The organism is Bradyrhizobium sp. G127 (genome assembly GCF_021502575.1).
Taxonomy (GTDB): domain Bacteria; phylum Pseudomonadota; class Alphaproteobacteria; order Rhizobiales; family Xanthobacteraceae; genus Afipia.
In genome coordinates this window covers 1,681,385-1,698,700 of record NZ_JAKFGN010000001.1, presented here as the reverse complement: position 1 = coordinate 1,698,700, position 17,316 = coordinate 1,681,385, and the positions used below count along the sequence as shown (strand labels likewise).

The window sequence follows — 17,316 nt, the reverse complement described above, 5'->3', positions numbered from 1 at the left end:
CGACTGCTATCGCAGGCCGTCCTCACCCTTGATCTCGTCAATCGTCAGACCGCCGACGCGCGGCAGCGGTCGTCCGCTGTCGGTCACCGCAACGGCAACCATAATTTCGTTTGCACGTGGCGCGTCGTTGATCTGCACTTCCATACCGTCGAAATGACTTCGCACGAATGCTGCATCCTTGTGACCGAGCGGAACATCGAGCGATACTCCCATTCCGCCGCGTTTCTTGGAAGACGGGATCAGCGCCGCGCCCTTGCCGAGCGCTTTGCGGACCGGCGCACCTAGCTTTGGATGCAGGATCGCTGCCGCGTGCTCGAGCTCACCGTTTTCGCCGACCGCTGCTGCCTTGCCATAGCTCTGTACCTTGCTGCCCTCGATCCCGAGTGCCGCAACGGCCCTTGCCGCAAGCAATTCGCCCAATTCTTCGCCAACCGCGATCAGCGGCGCGAGATCCTCAACGTATCTACCCGCGAATGGATTTTCGATCACCGCAATAGCCGCCGCCCGGCGGGTGGGCGGCGACACACCTCGCCCTCCCTCCATCAACGTCTCCTCGACCACGGTGACGATCTTGCGAATGACGGCGCTCATGCAACACATTCTCCCCGAATATCGGTGTCGGCCATCGCAACATGAAGCATATTCTCAGGTCGTTCGGTTGTCCCAGCGCGCGGCAGTTGCACCTCACTATGGAGGTCCTTCAGTCCGACGACCTCCGTCGTGCCTTGCAGATGAAGCGCCACTCCCTCGATCAGTTCCATTGCGAGGAGCACCTGCGCCTTGCTGATACCGGCCCTGAGAGCTTCCGCAATTTCGTGATGCGACAATTTGCCAACATCGCGCGTCGCAAGGCGCCCGCCGAGATCGTTATCGGGCTGAATCTCGTCCGCCGGGCAGCGGACAATCAACGGATGTCCCGGCAGATCGACCGCGTTGGCGATGATCGTCGCGGCGGCATCCGCCTGGGAGGCCGTTCGCGCCAGAACGGTTACCGCATCAGCGATTCCTAACGAAAAGCTGCGACCATGCCATCCGCTGGTGGCGATCCCGCGTATCGTATCGCTGGCCTCAATGACGGTTTTCCCGATCAGGCTGGGAGCAGCTGGATCATCAACTAGCCCCACCGTGAGGCGTTCGTCGTCCGTCAGATGCAGCGCAATGTCGCCGCCGTTATTGACGTAGGCGCGCTTGAGGTCCGCTGACTCGGTCATGGCGCCAAGTACTTCCTCAGCGACCGCACCGGCGACAGCCGCCATCGGCGTGATAAAGGACGCAGCGGCAAATGGCGCGACAGCGGCGTGCATCCGGCGCGCCACGCGGCCTTGCAGCACGCATCTATCTGGATGCACCGCGCGGCGAAGCTCAGGCAACTCATCGCACAGCATATCGAGCAGGCCGGTGAACCGGCGGACCGCGGCTTCATAGGCAGCGCGAACATTATTTGCAGTCCCACGCGCCTCGATAATCAGATCAATAGGTCCATCCTGCAAATGCAGTCGCTTCCCGTCCGCCAGCCATCCGATCCGCGGCAGCCGTGTCATATCTGCCTCGTGGGCTTCAGCGGCGGTGGCTCGCGCAACTCGGTGTTATTTCGGATCGACGACAGCGGCCGCACATGATCCATGTGTCCGCCCAGCGCGGCATAATCCGACAGCCGCAACGTGAACTCGATCGGCGCCACCAGCGCAGGCGTCGGCACATAACCGAAAGCGCCTTGTGGAAGTCGCGTCACATCGACCATGAAGGTGATACCGCCACCTGGCCACACATAGACCGGCGCACCGCCGCAGGTCACCGACGTCAGCGCATCCTTCACCGATCGCGTCAACCGCACCGGATTTTCGGTGACGCCTGATCGGAGCGATCCACCCGCTCCGCCCATGAACAGGACTGTGCACAGCGCCGGCTCGCAATTTTCCTGAATGCGCTCGACAGAGAGCTTGAGATCGGCGGGCATCTCCTTCTCGACCGGCTTCAGCGCCTCGTCGAGTTCGAAATAGGCTGCGTGTTCGCCAGTGGTGCTGACCATCATCATGCGCAAGCCGGACCGCGCTGTCTTGGGATCGAACGGACCAAGCACCGAAAGCGGATCGGAGATATTGGTGCCGCCCCATCCGATGCCAGGTTCGGCTACCTGGAAATAACGCCCTGGCGTCGAACGGCGGCCCTTCATCTTGATGCCGGTGTCAGGAATGTCGAGTAGCTTGCCCGCCTGATGCTCTGAGAGAACGCCAGTAATATGGTCGTCCACCACCACGACCTCATCGACTTTGCCATGCCACTGCTTGGCGAACATGCCGATGGTTGCCGAGCCGCAACCGACGCGCATCCGCTCCTCGGGCACACCATTGACGATTGGCGGATGACCAGCCTGCACCACCACCGTTGCACCGCCATCGACCGTCAATTCAACCGGCTTGCCATTGGACAGATCCATCAGGGCGTCGCAGGTAACACGACCTTCTTTCTTCGAGCCGCCAGTCAGATGATGAACCCCGCCGAGCGAAAGCATCTGCGAACCATATTCGCTCGTGGTGACGTGGCCGACTGCCTCGCCCTGCACCCGCACGGTCGCAGTTTCGGGACCGAGATAGCGATCGGTGTCGATCTTCACCTTGACGCCGCAATAACTGAAGATGCCTTCGGTCACCACCGTGACCATGTCGACGCCATCGACCTCCGACGACACGATGAACGGCGCCGGCTTGTAGTCGGGATAGGTCGTGCCCGCCCCGATGGCGGTGACGAAGACGCCAGCCTCATGAACGATCTTGCCGTCCCAATCGCCGCCGGCCTGAAACGGCACCAGCCTGCCGCCGTGACTTACTGTGCGCTCCAGCACGATATGCGGATCGACGCGCACGAGCTCGCCATTGTTGTTGGCGTAGCGGTCGCACGCCCCGGCCGCACCCGGCTTGATGTAGCACATTACCGGGCAGGCGTCGCAGCGGATCTTGTCCGCTCCGCCGGAAGGGGCAACGGAGGTCGTTTCAGTCAGCATCAACAAACTCACTTGCGAGCCAGCGCGAACTGTCGAACGAGAGCGAAGAATGCCGCAAAGCATAGAAGCCCGCTCAATCTGCCGCAGCATTTGTTCGTATACGAATGATGTTGCGCGCGGACCTGAAAGCTGTCAAGCGCCGCCGCGCGCGAAAAGCCGCGCTGCCGAATAAAAGCTCAATTGCCTAGCATTCGTGTTCACAAAGCGTGCAATGCATCATTCGGAAGAACACCCTAAACACGTTGGCGCATCGCATGCTTGCACGTTTGTATACAAACGGTATCGTCACCGTGAGATACCGCCAGGTTTTGCAATGCAACAGATCGGCCCATGACGAAGACCATGACGCAGACACCGATCCGCCTGACGGTAAACGGCCGGCTCCATAAGGTCGACGCGGCGCCGGAGACTGCGTTGCTGTACGTGCTGCGAAACGATCTCGCATTGAACGGGCCGAAGTTCGGCTGCGGTCTCGGCGAATGCGGCGCATGCACCGTGATCATCGACGGCGTGGCCGCGCGCTCCTGTGTCATCCCAATCAGCGGCTGCGTGGAGCGAGAGATCCTGACGCTCGAAGGCCTCGGCTCTCGTGAGAACGCCGACCCAGTGCAAAATGCTTTTATCGAAGAGCAGGCCGCACAATGCGGCTATTGCCTCAACGGCATGATTATGACCACCAAAGCGCTGTTGATGCGCAACGCACGTCCCTCCGAAAGCGAGGTGCTGGAGGCGCTGCGCTATAATCTCTGCCGCTGCGGCGCCCACATCGAGATTCTGCGTGCGGTAATGCGGGCCGCGGGTCATCCCGCCGAGGCGAGAGACTGATGGCGACAGACGGGCCCTCTCCGCTTTCCGGATCACTGTCCGTCGTCCGTCCCGCATGGTCCGGCGGAGCCGACACCTTCGAAACGTTTATCAAGATCACTGCGGATGGCCTGGTGACCGCCTTCAACGGTCACGTCGATCTCGGAACCGGCATTCGAACCGCCCTCGGGCAAATCGTCGCAGAAGAACTCGATGTCTCATTCGCACGCGTCGTCGTTGTGCTGGGCGACACCTCGCGCGTCCCCAACCAGGGCGCGACCATCGCCAGCGAGACCATCCAGATCACGGCGGTGCCGCTGCGCAAGGCCGCCGCACAGGCGCGTCAGTTTCTGTTGGCGCGCGCTGCCGGTAAACTCGATCTGCCGGAAAGCGAGTTGACGGTCGAGGATGGCCTCATCCGGGGACACAATCAGAGCATTACTTATGGCGAACTAATTGCCGATGACATCATTCGCCTCGATCTTGCCGACGACGTCCCGGTCAAGGCGGTCGAGAGCTACAGGATCGTCGGGCAATCGACTCCGCGCATCGATCTTCCGGCCAAGGCGACCGGCGAACTGGTCTATGTGCATGACGTGCGCGTACCGGGGATGCTGCATGGCCGGGTGGTGCGTCCGCCCTATTCAGGCGTCGATGCCGGTCCTTTTGTCGGGACCAGCCTGATCGCCGTTGACGAGTCGTCGGTGCGCGATATTCCCGGGCTCGTCGCCGTGGTGCAGATAGGCGATTTCGTCGGCGTCGTAACCGAGCGTGAGGAAAATGCCGTCAAGGCCGCGGCTCAACTCAAGGTCACATGGAATCCGACACCGACGCTTCCAAACCTGAGCGATATAGAGACCGCACTTCGCGCCAACCCCAGCACACCCCGCACGTTGCTAGACAAGGGCGACGTGGACAGCGCCATCGCCAGGGCCGAGAAGCAAATCAAGCGGACCTACATCTGGCCCTATCAGATGCATGGGTCGATCGGGCCATCCTGCTCCGTTGCTGACGTTCAGGATGGTTATGTTCGAGTGTGGTCCGGCACGCAAAATCCTCATATCCTCCGCGCCGACCTTGCGCTCCTCCTGAGCCAGCCGGAATCGCAGATCGAAGTGATCCGGATGGAGGCTGCGGGCTGCTACGGCCGCAACTGCGCCGATGACGTGTCGGCCGATGCCGTGCTGTTGTCACGCGCCGTTGGCCAGCCGGTGCGCGTGCAACTGACGCGCGAGCAGGAACACGCGTGGGAGCCAAAGGGCAGCGCGCAATTGATGGACGTCAATGGCGGCTTGCGCCCCGACGGCAGCGTCGCTGCCTATGACTTTGCAACGCGCTATCCTTCGAACGGTGCGCCAACGCTGGCGCTGCTGCTCACCGGGATCATTCCGCCTACCCCGGCTGTCTTTGAGATGGGAGATCGCACCGCGATCCCGCCTTACGACTATGATGCAATGCGCGTCGTCGCGCATGACATGCCACCAATCGCGCGAGCCTCATGGTTTCGCGGCGTCTCGGCGCTGCCGAACACCTTCGCGCACGAATCCTATATCGACGAGATGGCGACTGAAGCCGGGGTCGATCCGATCGAATATCGCCTGCGGTATTTGAAAGACCCCCGCGCCGTCGATCTGGTCAACGCCGTTGCCAAGCGCGCGGATTGGATTTCTCGCCCGCAATGGAAGGAGCCGGAAGCCGAAGGCGACATCGTTCGCGGACGCGGCTTCGCCTATGCGCTGTATGTCCACAGCAAGTTTCCCGGCTATGGCGCCTCATGGTCGGCCTGGATTGCGGATGTTGCTGTCAACAAATCGACCGGCGACGTTAGCGTGACGCGCGTGGTCGCGGGACAAGACTCTGGATTGATGATCAATCCGGACGGTGTACGTCACCAGATCCACGGCAACGTCATCCAGTCCACCAGCCGCGCGCTGATGGAAGAGGTCTCGTTCGATCGCGCCGCCGTGACCAGCCGCGAATGGGGCGCCTACCCAATCATCAAGTTTCCCGACGTTCCGAAGATCGACGTGCTGATGCTGCCGCGACAGGATCAGCCGCCGCTCGGCGTCGGCGAATCCGCGTCGGTCCCCAGCGCTGCCGCCATTGCAAATGCCATCTTTGACGCCACCGGCGTGCGTTTCCGGGAACTGCCGTTTACTCCGGAGCGCATTCTTGCGGGCCTGCGTGGTGACGAACCAGCACCGAAATCCGCGTTACCAGCGACGGCCTCCAAACCACCGGGACAAACCCCGGATACGAACAACCCACTCCTTAGACGCCGCAGCACGTTTGCGACCATCGCGGCAACGTGCGCCGCGCTTGTCGGCATCGCCGCAGCAACGCTGCCATGGCGCTCAATTCCGCCGATCGCACGCCCGGATGCATCAACATATTCGGCAGAAACCATTGTCCGAGGTCGGCAACTCGCCGCACTCGGCAACTGCGCCGAGTGCCATACGAACGTGAATGGAGTTACCAATGCCGGTGGGCGGGCTCTGGAGACACCGTTCGGCATTGTTTACAGCACAAACATCACCCCTGATCCGGAGACCGGAATCGGCGCATGGTCGTATCCGGCCTTCGAGCGCTCCATGCGCGAGGGTATCCATCGCGACGGCCGGCATCTTTATCCGGCATTTCCCTACAATCATTTTGCCAGGACGACCGACGCCGATCTGCAGGCGCTCTACGCCTATCTGATGGCGCAGACGCCTGTGCGCGCGGTCAATCGCGAAACCACGCTGGCGTTTCCCTTTAACTTCCGGCCATTGATGGCAGGCTGGAATGCGCTATTTCATCAGGCGACGGTCTTCGAGGCCGACGCGGCCCAATCGGCGGTCTGGAATCGTGGAGCGTACCTCGTCGAAGGCCTCGGCCATTGCGGAGCCTGCCACACACCGCGCAACACGTTGGGTGCTGAGAAGACCGCCAAGACCTACCTTGCGGGCGGAACGGCGGAAGGCTGGGAAGCACCGCCGCTAACATCGCGCTCGCACGCACCAATCCCTTGGAGTGAAGACGAACTTTTTGCTTATCTGAGAACAGGCATTTCCCGATTCCACGGCGTCGCAGCCGGACCGATGGCTCCAATCGTCAGGGACCTTGCCGCCGTTCCCGACAGCGATATTCGCGCCATGGCGGTCTATCTCGCCTCGTTCAACGACACAACGATTACGCCAGCCGCGCAAGAGGCAATGGCCACACGGCTGGAAACGCTGACAAGCGTTAAAGCTATCTCCGCATCATCCATGGGGGGGCGTATCTATGAGGGCGCATGTGCGGTCTGCCATCAGGTCGGTGGTCCCGTATTATTTGGCAGCAGACCATCGCTGGCGCTGAACAGCAACCTGCATAGCAGCATGCCCGACAATCTGATCCAGATCATTCTGCACGGCGTCGAGACTCCCGTGTCGAGCGATCTCGGCTACATGCCGGCCTTCAAGAACAGTCTCAACGACGAACAGGTGGCAGAGCTTGTGTCCTATCTCCGGCACCAATTTGCCCCGGACAAAGCTCCGTGGACCGACGTCCCTGCGGCGATCGCCCGAATCCGGCAGGCGAACCTGCCGTGAACCGCGCATAAAATCGTCTCCGGTGGCTGGCTGCCTGTGAAAGAGGCAGATATGATCCGGGCATGGCCATAACAGACATTGCTTCCCGAACCTACAACCACGGCTGGCGGCTCGATCCGATCGTGCGCAGCCTGCTGGACACCGACTTCTACAAGCTCCTGATGCTTCAGATGATCCGGGAGTTTTACCCGAACGAGCATGTGACCTTCTCGGTCATCAACCGCACCCATCATGTCCGCCTCGGCGAGGTCATCGACGAGGGTGAACTCCGCGCCCAGCTCGACCATGCCCGTACAGTGCGGTTCGCCAAAAAGGAACTGATCTGGCTCGCGGGTAACACGTTCTACGGCAAGACCCAGATGTTCTCGCCGGATTTCATCAGCTGGCTCGCGACATTCCAGCTTCCGGAATACGAATTGCGCACAGTCGATGGACAGTACGAACTGCATTTCCACGGGCCTTGGACCCACACCACGATGTGGGAGATTCCGGCGCTCGCCATCATCAACGAATTGCGCTCGCGGCAGGCTATGAAGGGACAGGGACGGTTCGTCCTCGACGTTCTCTACGCGCGCGCGAAGGCTAAATTGTGGGCAAAGGTTGAGCGGCTGCGCAAACTCGAAGGACTGCGGCTGTCGGATTTCGGAACACGGCGCCGGCATGGCTTTCTCTGGCAACGCTGGTGCGTCGAAGCCGTCAAGGAAGGCCTCGGTCCGGCATTCACGGGCACGTCCAACGTGCTGCTGGCGATGGACAACGACCTGGAAGCCATCGGTACCAACGCCCACGAACTGCCGATGGTGGCTGCCGCCCTGGCGAACAACGATCAGGAATTGCAGCGCGCGCCCTATCTCATCCTCGACCAATGGCGTCACACCTATGATGGAAATCTTCTGATCGCCCTGCCCGATGCATTCGGCACCAAGGCGTTTCTGCGTGATGCACCCGAATGGGTGGCGGACTGGACCGGCTTTCGTCCGGACAGCGCGCCGCCTATCGCCGCAGGCGAAGAGATTATCCAGTGGTGGAAAGATAAGGGCCGCAATCCGAAGGAAAAGCTTTTGATCTTCTCTGACGGCATGGATGTGGGATCGATCGAGGAAACCCATCGCCACTTTGCCGGACGCGTCAGGACAAGCTTCGGCTGGGGCACCAATCTCACTAACGACTTCGTAGGATGCGCACCGGATGGCACCGCCGATCTCGATCCGATCTCGTTGGTCTGCAAGGTCACGGCGGTCAACGGACGGCCGGCTGTGAAACTCTCGGACAACCCCGAAAAGGCGACAGGCAATCCGGCCGAGATCGCGCGCTATCTGCGCGTGTTTGGAAATGCGGGCCGCGTCCGCAGCGCTGTTCACGTCTAGCTATTGTCGACGAAAAACGTGCATTTACCATGTCTCACCGCTCGTGACGGCGCGATTTTCATTTGCAGCCATCGCGTGTAGCTTGCGTTTGAATACTGCATGTGACGCGCGCTTTTGCGCGATTAGAAGGGGACAAGTAGTGAAGATCACCGTCAATATCGACTGCACACCCGAAGAAGCCCGCGAATTCCTTGGATTTCCGAACATTCAGCCGATGCAAGAAAAGGTGATGAAGCAGATGGAGGACAATCTGCTCGCCGGCATTGCCGGCATGTCACCGGACGCAATCCTACGCAACTGGATGTCGTTCAATCCTGAAAAGATCGGTGACATGTTCAAGATGTTCGGGGGAATGGCGGGCGGTGCGGCTAAAAAGTGAGAGCGGCGTCTACAGCGATACCGCGTAGACTTCGTACTCCTCCCGAACCGTCTCGATATGATCGCGCATCGCATTGGCTGCCCCGACCTTGTCGCCACGCATGATGGCGATAACGACCCTGTCGTGCTCGACATAGGATTTGGCGAGACGTCCGAGATTCCTGAATTGCGCACGACGAAACGGCTGAACCCGGACCCGCGTCGCGAGCGTCATATCGGCGACATAACCGTTTTGCGATCCGGCATAGATGGCGTTGTGGAAGGCTTCATTCGCCTCATGGAAGAGTTGCGGATTGCCTTCATAACTCAGCAGCCGCAATCGTTCATGCAGGCCCTCCAGCTCGCGGCGCTGAATCACCGGCATACGCTCGGCGGCTAGCCCGGCGCACAACGCCTCAAGTTCGGCCATTGCTTCGAACATGGCATTGAGTTGCTCGATGGTCGGCCTCGCCACCACCGCACCCCGATGCGGACGTGAATCCACAAGACCGCTCGCGGCGAGCTGCCGCAGCGCCTCACGCACCGGCGTGCGCGATACATTGAAGCGCCGCGCAATGTCCGATTCATCGAGCGATGAGCCCGGCTCAAGCGCCCCGCGCACGATGTCGTCGGCAAGCTGTAACCGCAGTTCTTCCGCGAGCGTACGCTTTCCCGGCGCGACGCCTGCGCGCACGAAAACTGTCCCCTGCTCGTTGGCGTTGGGCGCCTCAGCAGTCAATCCTTGTGACATTTCCGGCTCGAAAATCATGGCTTATCGTCGATGAGACTGACATGGGCCGCGACGATTCGCCAACCTTCCGGAAATCGCATCCAAGTCTGCATCTGCCGCCCGACCCTGCCGGGCGCCGATGACCGATAGAACAGCGTCGAGGCAACGGCGGTATCGCGACCGTAGGTCGTGACAACTGTCTGTGCGAGATCGCGCATCAGGCCCGCTGGATTCCGCGCGGCACGAAACGCGGCGATGGCCTCGTAGCCATAAAGATTCTCACCGATTCCATAACGCAGAGTCCGGGAATCCCTGCGAAACAGCGCATCGAGAGCGGCGACGTCGTTCGTCGTCAGCGCTTTTTCGTAGCCCGCAAAGGCCTCGCTGACTTCAGCGACCACATCGGGCAAATCGATCTCGGTTATCATCATCAAAACCCCGCCGGCCGCGGCGCCTGAGCGACGCCGGCCTGCTCCAGCGCGTAAGCAACGCGTAAGGCTACATCCTCGCGCCAAGGCGCGGCAATCACCTGAACACCAATCGGCATCGGATCAAGCGGAATCGGCACCGCCACGACGGGAAGCCCGATAAACGAAATCGGCTGGGTATGAATGCCGATGTTGGGCCGGACGGGCAATTCGACTCCATCCAGCAAGAATGTCGCTTGGCCAAGTTTCGGCGCGATGCATGGCGTCGCAGGCGCAAGAATCACATCGACGGTCTTGAACAACTCCAGCACCCGGTCATGGTACCAGCGGCGGAATTTTTGAGCGCGATCGACGAACGGCGCAGGAATCATGGCTCCAGCCAGCAGGCGGTCGCGCACCGCCGGATCGAAATCGTTCGGCCGGGTCCGCAACCGGTCAAGATGCAGCGACGCTCCTTCGCAAGTCGAGATCACATAGGCGGCTGCACGGGCCCTCGCCGCCTCCGGAATCTCTACTTCGCGAGTGACGGACAGGGCCTTGGCGACGCGCGTCATCGCCTCCCGCGCCTCGGGGAAAAGGTTCTTCTTGAAATATCCGCCGGCGACAGCAATCCGCAGATCGCCAATTCCCTTCACCAGCGATGACATCGCAGGTTCGACTGGACGATCGACGCATGCCGCGTCCTCTGCATCGGGTCCCTGCATCGCGTCGTAAGCCAACGCCAGATCGCGCGTCGTTCGCGCGAACGGACCGAGATGATCGAAACTCGCAACGAACGGAAACGACCGCGCGCGGGACAGCCGCCCGTAGGTGGGTTTCAAACCGAAGATGCCGCAGAACGACGACGGCACGCGAATGGAGCCGTTGGTGTCGGATCCCAGCGCGAGCGGCACCAGACCGCCGCCAACCGCTCCGCCCGAACCGCCCGACGAGCCGCCGGTCATCCGGGTCAGATCGTGTGGATTGCGCGACGCCCCGTCATGAACATTCTCGCCGGTGAAGTCGTAGGCATATTCACCCATGTTGAGCGCGCCGACCAGCACCGCGCCTGCGGCCTCCAGCCGTTCGATCAACTCCGCATCGCGCTGTGACGGCAGCCGGTCGCGATTGATTTTCGAACCCGCGCGTGTCGGCAGCCCTGCGATGTCGAACAAATTCTTCACGGCGAACGGCACGCCGGCCAGTGGACCGATTTTTCCACCACTGGCAATTGTTGCATCGATTTTGGCCGCAGTCGCCCGTGCGCGTTCCGCAATCACATCGGTAAACGAGTTCAGTTTCCCGTCGTGCGCGGCGATACGCGCCAAGGCATTGTTGGTGGCATCGAGGGCCGACACCTTCCTCCCAGACACGGCATCGGCAATCGCCGACGCCGAGGACCATTCCGCGTCACTCATGCTGATACTTTCAGGCCTCATACATACTGGCCGGCTCGATCTCGTCGGGCAGCGGGAACTCCTGCACCAACTGCGCCATCTTCAGCGTGACATTGAGGTTTGCACGAACGGCAGGCTTCCAGGCCGCATCGATCGGCAGCGCAAGAACATTGGCTACGGTATCAATATAGTCGTCCAACGGTTCGGTCGGCATGCTTTTCTCTTACTCCGGAGCGTACTCTATTCAGCCTCAATGAGCGGGAAGCGGCGGATGTGGAATTGCTGACAGCAACTCGCGAGTATAGGTATCCTGCGGCGCATCCAGCACCTTTTCCGTTTCGCCCTGCTCGACGATTCGACCGCCCCGCATCACAATGACACGGTCGCATAGAAGCCGCACTACATTCAAATCGTGCGACACGAACAAGTAGCTCATTCCCATCGACTGCTTGAGATCCTGCAACAGATTCAGCACCACCGCCTGCACCGAAACATCGAGCGCAGCGGTCGGCTCATCCAGAATGATGAGATCGGGTTTCAGCGCGATGGCCCGTGCGATCCCGACGCGCGCTTTCTGGCCACCGGACATCTGGTGCGGAAAGCGATCCAGCAATGACACCGGCAATCCGACCTGTTTCGCCAGTTCCTCGCACCGCGCCCGCAACGCGGCGCTTCCCTTGATGTCACCGAGTTGCATGATGGGATCGGCGATAGCCCTCGCCGCCGTGAAGCGAGGATTGAGGCTGTCGGTCGGATCCTGAAACACCATCTGGATGCGCTTGCGTAGCGGCAGCCGCGCGAACGCATTCGGCGGAATAGCGCCGATGTCCTCACCGTCGAAAACAATGCGACCGTCGGTTTGCCCCAGCAACCGCATCACCATCATCGAAGTGGTGGACTTTCCGCAGCCGGATTCGCCGACAAGACCCACACTCTCGCCGCGCGCGACCGAGAAGCTGATGCCATCAACAGCGCGGAACTGCTCAGGCTCGATCGGCGGTTTGCGACCGAACAGCGCCGCCAGTGACCGGGTCACGCCTTGGCGGGGATATTCCTTGATCAGCTTTTCCACCACGAGAAGCGGCGCGCCTTCTGCCTGCACAGCCGGAACCATGGGCATTGCCGGGGGCAAGGCCGCCCGGTCCTCATCAGACAATAGATCGCGCAACGATATCCCGAGCCGAGGAGTCGCCTTCATCAGCTTGCGTGTATACGGATGTTCAGGCTTGGCGAAAATATCTTTCGACAATGCCGTCTCGACTACGTTGCCCTTCTCCATCACAACCACGCGGTCGCAATAAGCGGCCGCGAGACCGAGATCATGGGTAATGAGAATGGTGGACATGCCGCGGCTTTTGGTCAGTTCGACGATCAGGTCCATCACGGCCTTCTGCGTGGTCACATCGAGCCCCGTGGTCGGCTCGTCCGCGATTAGAAGTTGTGGATTGCAGGCCAGCGCCAGCGCGATAACGACACGCTGGCACATACCGCCGGACAGTTCGAATGGATAGGCATGATAGCGCTCGCGCGGACGGGCAATCTTGACCTGCTCCAGCGCCTCGATCGCCTTCTCGCCGCGATCGTTGACAGTAAACTGCTGTACGTGCTGGCGCAGCACGTCCTCAATCTGATCTCCAACCTTGCGGATCGGGTTGAGCGCCGCGCGCGGATTCTGAAAGATCATCGAAATTTCGCGACCGCGCAGGTCGCGCATCGCGTCCTCGGAGGCGTTCTTGATGTCGATGCCGGAGAACATGATAGAACCATCGGCAATCTTGCCGGCACGGTCGAGAATGCGCATTACCGCATAGGATGTGACGGATTTTCCAGATCCAGATTCGCCGACGATCGCGAGCGTCTCGCCCTTGGCAACACTGACATTGACATGCTGGACGGCACGAACGATGCCGTGGCGGGTGGCGAATTCAACGGTGATATCTTTCACATCAAGCAGAGGAGTTTCAGCCATTGAGTCATGTCCTCCGCTGCGGGTCGACAATATCGCGCAGGCCATCACCGAGCAGGTTGAAGCAGAACACGGCGATCATCAACGCAAGGCCGGGAAAGAATGCAATCCACCACTCGCCAGACACCATGAAGGTCGCGCCTTCCGCGACCATGATGCCCCACTCCGCTGTCGGCGGGCGCACGCCGAGGCCGATGAACGACAGTCCGGCGGCGTTGAGAATGGCGTAGCCCATAGTCAGCGACATCTGTACGATCATAATCGGCATGATGTTCGGCAGAATATGCCCGAGCAGGATGCGATACTCGCCGTTGCCGGACAGCCGCGCCGCCTGCACAAAGCCCGCATCACGGCGGACATTGGCCTCCGCGCGCGCAACCCGGACATACAGCGGGAAGTTCACGATTGCGGTGGCGATGATGATGTTCTGTACGGTGTTGCCGAGCGCGGCGACGATACCCATCGCCAGCACGAATAATGGAAACGCCATAATGGTGTCGGAGATTCGCCCGACAATGCGGTCCGTCCAGCCGCCGAAGTAACCAGCGGCGATGCCGGCGATACCGCCCATGAGAAACACCAGCACAACCGAGGCTGCCGCGATAAAGAAGTCCAGCCGGGTTGCGACGACGACACGGCTGAGAATATCGCGGCCCAACTGGTCCGTTCCGAACCAGTGCGCGGCCGATGGCGGCTTCAGCGCCTGTGCCGTGTTGCTGGCGAGGGGGTCGTAAGGCACGATCCAGGGACCGAAGATCGCCAAGAACACAATAAGGATAAGAAGCCCGAATGCGAACGCCGTAACGAGGTTTTCGCCAAGAATGTAGCGCGCATGTTGGAGCGTTGCGGCAAAGCCTGAGGCTTGGGGCGGCGACGGAGCTTCGGCGACAGGGGCGACGGTACTCATCCTTCCAACCTCACGCGTGGATCGATGACGCCGTAAAGAATATCGATGACCAGATTGAGCAGCACGTACATCACGGCCATGGTCAGCACGAAGCCCTGCACCGGGGCGAAGTCAGACGAGATCAGCGCCTCGACGGCATAAGAACCGATACCGGGCCATGCAAAGACCTTCTCCACCAGCACGTTAGCGCCCAGTAGGAACGAGAATACCATGCTGAGGGTCGTAATCACCGGCAGCATCGCGTTGCGAAACGCGTATGTCACGATGACCTTCGATGGCGACAACCCGCTGGCGCGCGCGGTACGCACAAAGTCCGACGCCAGCACCGCGAGCATGGACGCGCGGGTCATGCGCGCGATCGGTGCCAATGAGAAAATTGCAAGTGTTGCAGCAGGAAGGATCAACTGGCTGAGTGCGGACCGGAACGTCTCGAATTTACCGGAGAGAAGACTGTCGATCAGATAGAATCCCGTGATTCGTGGCGGCGTGCTAGCAAAAACATCAAGCCGTCCGAGCGGCGCGGGCGACCAGCCGAGCTTGAAATAGAAAATATAGACTAGCACCAGTCCGGTAAAAAAAACCGGCAGCGACACGCCAGCGGTCGTCAGCACGCGGCAGAGATGATCGATCCACGACCCGGGTCTGGTTGCGGCGAGGATGCCAAGAGGAATCGCAATGGAAATTGCGATCAGCAGTCCGATCAACGTCAGTTCGGCAGAGGCCGGCAAACGATTGCGGATTTCGGTCGCCACCGGCTGGCCGGTGGTCAACGAATTCCCCAGATCGCCTTTCGAAAGATCCACCGTGTAACGCACGAACTGCTCGATCAGGGGTTTGTCGAGTCCGAGCTGCTTGCGGATCTGCTCGATCGCTTCCTTGGTCGCCGCGGGACCGGCAAAATACGCCGCCGGATCGCCTGGTAGCGCCCGAGTCAGAAGGAACGTGACGATCACGACCCCGATCAGGCTCGGGATCGCGAACGCCAGCCGTTTTCCGATCATCCCGAGCATGAGCCCGCCCTCGCCCTGTTACGCCTTCACCAAAGCGCGATAATCGAGACGGCGGTGGAACCAGTACTGATAGCCCGAGATATTCTTCTGCATCGCGACGTTGACGTAGGGCTGATAGAGCGGAATACGCGGAATGTCTTCGAACGCGAGATCGACGAAGCCCTTCACGTCCTTGTTGTAAGTCGCAGTATCACCGATTGCAGCAGCATCCACCGCGCTGTTGATGAAAGTATCCATCTGAGGCGATTTGTAACTCATCGTATTGAAGATCGAATTCTTGCCGCTGTAACACCAGATGAAGAAGTACTCCGGATAATCGAGCCAGCCCGAGAACACATTGGTGTAGAGCGGCAGGACTTTCTTGTTCAGCTCCGTGCGCCAGTTGGCGCCAGGAATCTTGTTGATCGTGGTCTTGATGCCGATCTGGCCAAGGCTTTCCTGCACGAGAATGCACAGCGGCTCATTGACGCCGGCGAAGCCGAGGTCGAATGAGATCGTCGTCTCGAAACCGTTGGGATAACCGGCCTCAGCCAGCAGCGCCTTGGCCTTGGCAAGGTCGGTGTTATACTTGTGAGGCTGCGGCCACGCGACTTCGGTTGGACCCGTTCCGCCAAACATCGGCTTGGCAAGGCCGAACAATACCGCATCCATGATCTTCTGATACGGCAGCGCGTAAGCTACCGCCTGACGCACCTTCGGATTGTCGAACGGCGGCTGCGTCACATTCATGCCGATGTACTGAATACCGTTCGAATACGGCGTCGAGACGATGTTGAGCTTGCCGGAATCCTTCAATTCGACGAAATCCTTGTTCGGCAGATCGTAGGAGATGTCGGCATCCCCGCGTTCCAGCAGCGCGCGGCGATTGCCGGATTGCGGCACCATGCGCCAGATCACGCGCTTGATTTTCGGCAGCGGACCGCCGACCCAGTTGTCGTTGCGCTCCATCACCACTTCGGTGCCGGCCGTCCAGCTCTTGACCTGATACGCGCCAGAGCCAGCCGTGTTCTGCTTGGTGTACTCGAGGCCCCACGGATCTTTCTCGGTGGCGCTTTTCTTCACCAGTTCGGAATTGACAATGCACGGCACGATCACCGCGAGATCGGGAATCGTCAGCCGATCCTTCTTGGCGAAATCCACGCGCACGGTGTTGTCATCGACCACGACGAACTGCTCAGGCTTGGTGAGCGAACCTGCCGCCATCTGGAAGGTCGGGAATCCCCCGACGCTGACCGCACGATCCAGCGACCACTTGACGTCCTTCGCCGTCACCGGCGCGCCGTCGTGGAACGTAGCCTTCTTCTTCAGCTTGAACGTCACCGACATGTCGCCGACGTTCATGTCCTCTGCAAGTTCGGGCTTGAACTTGTCGCGGTCGTAATACGGCACGCCGTTGGCGCCGGTTTTCATTTCATGGGTGATGAGCCGGTCATAGCAATTCCACGAGACCTCGTAGCCGGGCACGTTGGTGCCCACGCCGTGAATGTCGAGATTGTTGGGGCCGCTTTCGGAAACGATCAGCAGCGTTTCGGAGCGGGCATCCGCCTTGGCGGACGACCAGATCGCCGGTCCCGGTATTGCCGCACCGGCCGCGGCCCCTGTGACCGTCTTCAAAAAATCGCGACGCTTCATGATGCTCTCCACCCCGTTGAGACTTCGCTGGGGGGAACTTCGCAAGCATCGTGCCAAATCCTAAGAGTCTCTTAAAAATAGGATCAAGCTACTGAAAATGATGCGATTTCATAAAACTGATAAAGGCGGCGACGTCTTTGAGTTCGCCTGAATTGCATACAAAGTC

At 60.3% G+C, this 17,316-nt stretch carries 15 protein-coding genes; 4 read left to right on the top strand and 11 right to left on the bottom strand.

Going from position 1 to position 17,316, the window contains the following annotated elements; translation table 11 throughout:
* Positions 1-6: 6 nt before the first annotated feature.
* From LVY71_RS08130 to LVY71_RS08120, 3 genes are read right to left on the bottom strand one after another with little or no spacing between them, the layout of a single operon-like run.
* Positions 7-591: an amino acid synthesis family protein gene (locus LVY71_RS08130; RefSeq protein ID WP_235099290.1), complete on the bottom strand. Its 585-nt coding sequence runs from the start codon at positions 589-591 to the stop codon at positions 7-9.
* Entirely contained in the window at positions 588-1,541 is a 954-nt protein-coding gene (locus LVY71_RS08125; RefSeq protein ID WP_235099289.1) for a UPF0280 family protein, read from the bottom strand. Before LVY71_RS08125 ends, LVY71_RS08130 begins: the two co-directional genes overlap by 4 nt.
* Positions 1,538-3,001, bottom strand: coding sequence for a 6-hydroxynicotinate reductase (locus tag LVY71_RS08120; protein ID WP_235099288.1), 1,464 nt, complete (start codon positions 2,999-3,001; stop codon positions 1,538-1,540). Before LVY71_RS08120 ends, LVY71_RS08125 begins: the two co-directional genes overlap by 4 nt.
* A gap of 342 nt (positions 3,002-3,343) precedes the next feature.
* Between LVY71_RS08120 and LVY71_RS08115 the strand changes: the two genes are divergently transcribed.
* The 4 genes from LVY71_RS08115 (at position 3,344) to LVY71_RS08100 (ending at position 9,123) form a co-directional block, all read left to right on the top strand.
* Positions 3,344-3,826, top strand: coding sequence for a (2Fe-2S)-binding protein (locus LVY71_RS08115; RefSeq protein ID WP_235100054.1), 483 nt, complete (start codon positions 3,344-3,346; stop codon positions 3,824-3,826).
* The gene (locus LVY71_RS08110) at positions 3,826-7,377 is read left to right on the top strand and encodes a molybdopterin cofactor-binding domain-containing protein (RefSeq protein ID WP_235099287.1); all 3,552 of its coding nucleotides are present in this window, start codon (positions 3,826-3,828) and stop codon (positions 7,375-7,377) included. Before LVY71_RS08115 ends, LVY71_RS08110 begins: the two co-directional genes overlap by 1 nt.
* A 62-nt stretch (positions 7,378-7,439) precedes the next feature.
* Positions 7,440-8,744, top strand: coding sequence for a nicotinate phosphoribosyltransferase (gene pncB / locus LVY71_RS08105; RefSeq protein WP_235099286.1), 1,305 nt, complete (start codon positions 7,440-7,442; stop codon positions 8,742-8,744).
* A 139-nt stretch (positions 8,745-8,883) separates the two neighbouring features.
* Positions 8,884-9,123 (top strand): DUF6489 family protein, encoded by a 240-nt coding sequence (locus LVY71_RS08100; RefSeq protein WP_235099285.1) that lies wholly within the window; start codon positions 8,884-8,886, stop codon positions 9,121-9,123.
* Positions 9,124-9,132: 9 nt separating this feature from the next.
* Here LVY71_RS08100 and LVY71_RS08095 read toward each other — a convergent pair whose 3' ends face one another.
* The 8 genes from LVY71_RS08095 to LVY71_RS08060 are packed head-to-tail and all read right to left on the bottom strand — an operon-like array spanning position 9,133 to position 17,150.
* A complete protein-coding gene (locus tag LVY71_RS08095) occupies positions 9,133-9,852 on the bottom strand; it encodes a GntR family transcriptional regulator (RefSeq protein ID WP_235100053.1) in 720 nt (239 codons plus the stop codon).
* Between the two features lie 14 nt (positions 9,853-9,866).
* Positions 9,867-10,259, bottom strand: a complete 393-nt coding sequence (gene hpxZ / locus LVY71_RS08090; protein ID WP_235100052.1) for an oxalurate catabolism protein HpxZ — start codon at positions 10,257-10,259, stop codon at positions 9,867-9,869.
* Positions 10,260-10,261: 2 nt separating this feature from the next.
* Positions 10,262-11,656, bottom strand: a complete 1,395-nt coding sequence (locus LVY71_RS08085) for an AtzE family amidohydrolase (protein WP_502797542.1) — start codon at positions 11,654-11,656, stop codon at positions 10,262-10,264.
* Between the two features lie 10 nt (positions 11,657-11,666).
* Positions 11,667-11,849, bottom strand: coding sequence for a DUF4089 domain-containing protein (locus LVY71_RS08080; RefSeq protein WP_235099283.1), 183 nt, complete (start codon positions 11,847-11,849; stop codon positions 11,667-11,669).
* A gap of 36 nt (positions 11,850-11,885) precedes the next feature.
* The gene (locus LVY71_RS08075; RefSeq protein WP_235099282.1) at positions 11,886-13,604 is read right to left on the bottom strand and encodes a dipeptide ABC transporter ATP-binding protein; all 1,719 of its coding nucleotides are present in this window, start codon (positions 13,602-13,604) and stop codon (positions 11,886-11,888) included.
* A gap of 4 nt (positions 13,605-13,608) precedes the next feature.
* A complete protein-coding gene (locus tag LVY71_RS08070) occupies positions 13,609-14,508 on the bottom strand; it encodes an ABC transporter permease (RefSeq protein ID WP_235099281.1) in 900 nt (299 codons plus the stop codon).
* Positions 14,505-15,518: an ABC transporter permease gene (locus LVY71_RS08065; protein WP_235099280.1), complete on the bottom strand. Its 1,014-nt coding sequence runs from the start codon at positions 15,516-15,518 to the stop codon at positions 14,505-14,507. Before LVY71_RS08065 ends, LVY71_RS08070 begins: the two co-directional genes overlap by 4 nt.
* A gap of 18 nt (positions 15,519-15,536) precedes the next feature.
* Positions 15,537-17,150, bottom strand: a complete 1,614-nt coding sequence (locus tag LVY71_RS08060; RefSeq protein WP_235099279.1) for an ABC transporter substrate-binding protein — start codon at positions 17,148-17,150, stop codon at positions 15,537-15,539.
* Positions 17,151-17,316 lie beyond the last annotated feature (166 nt).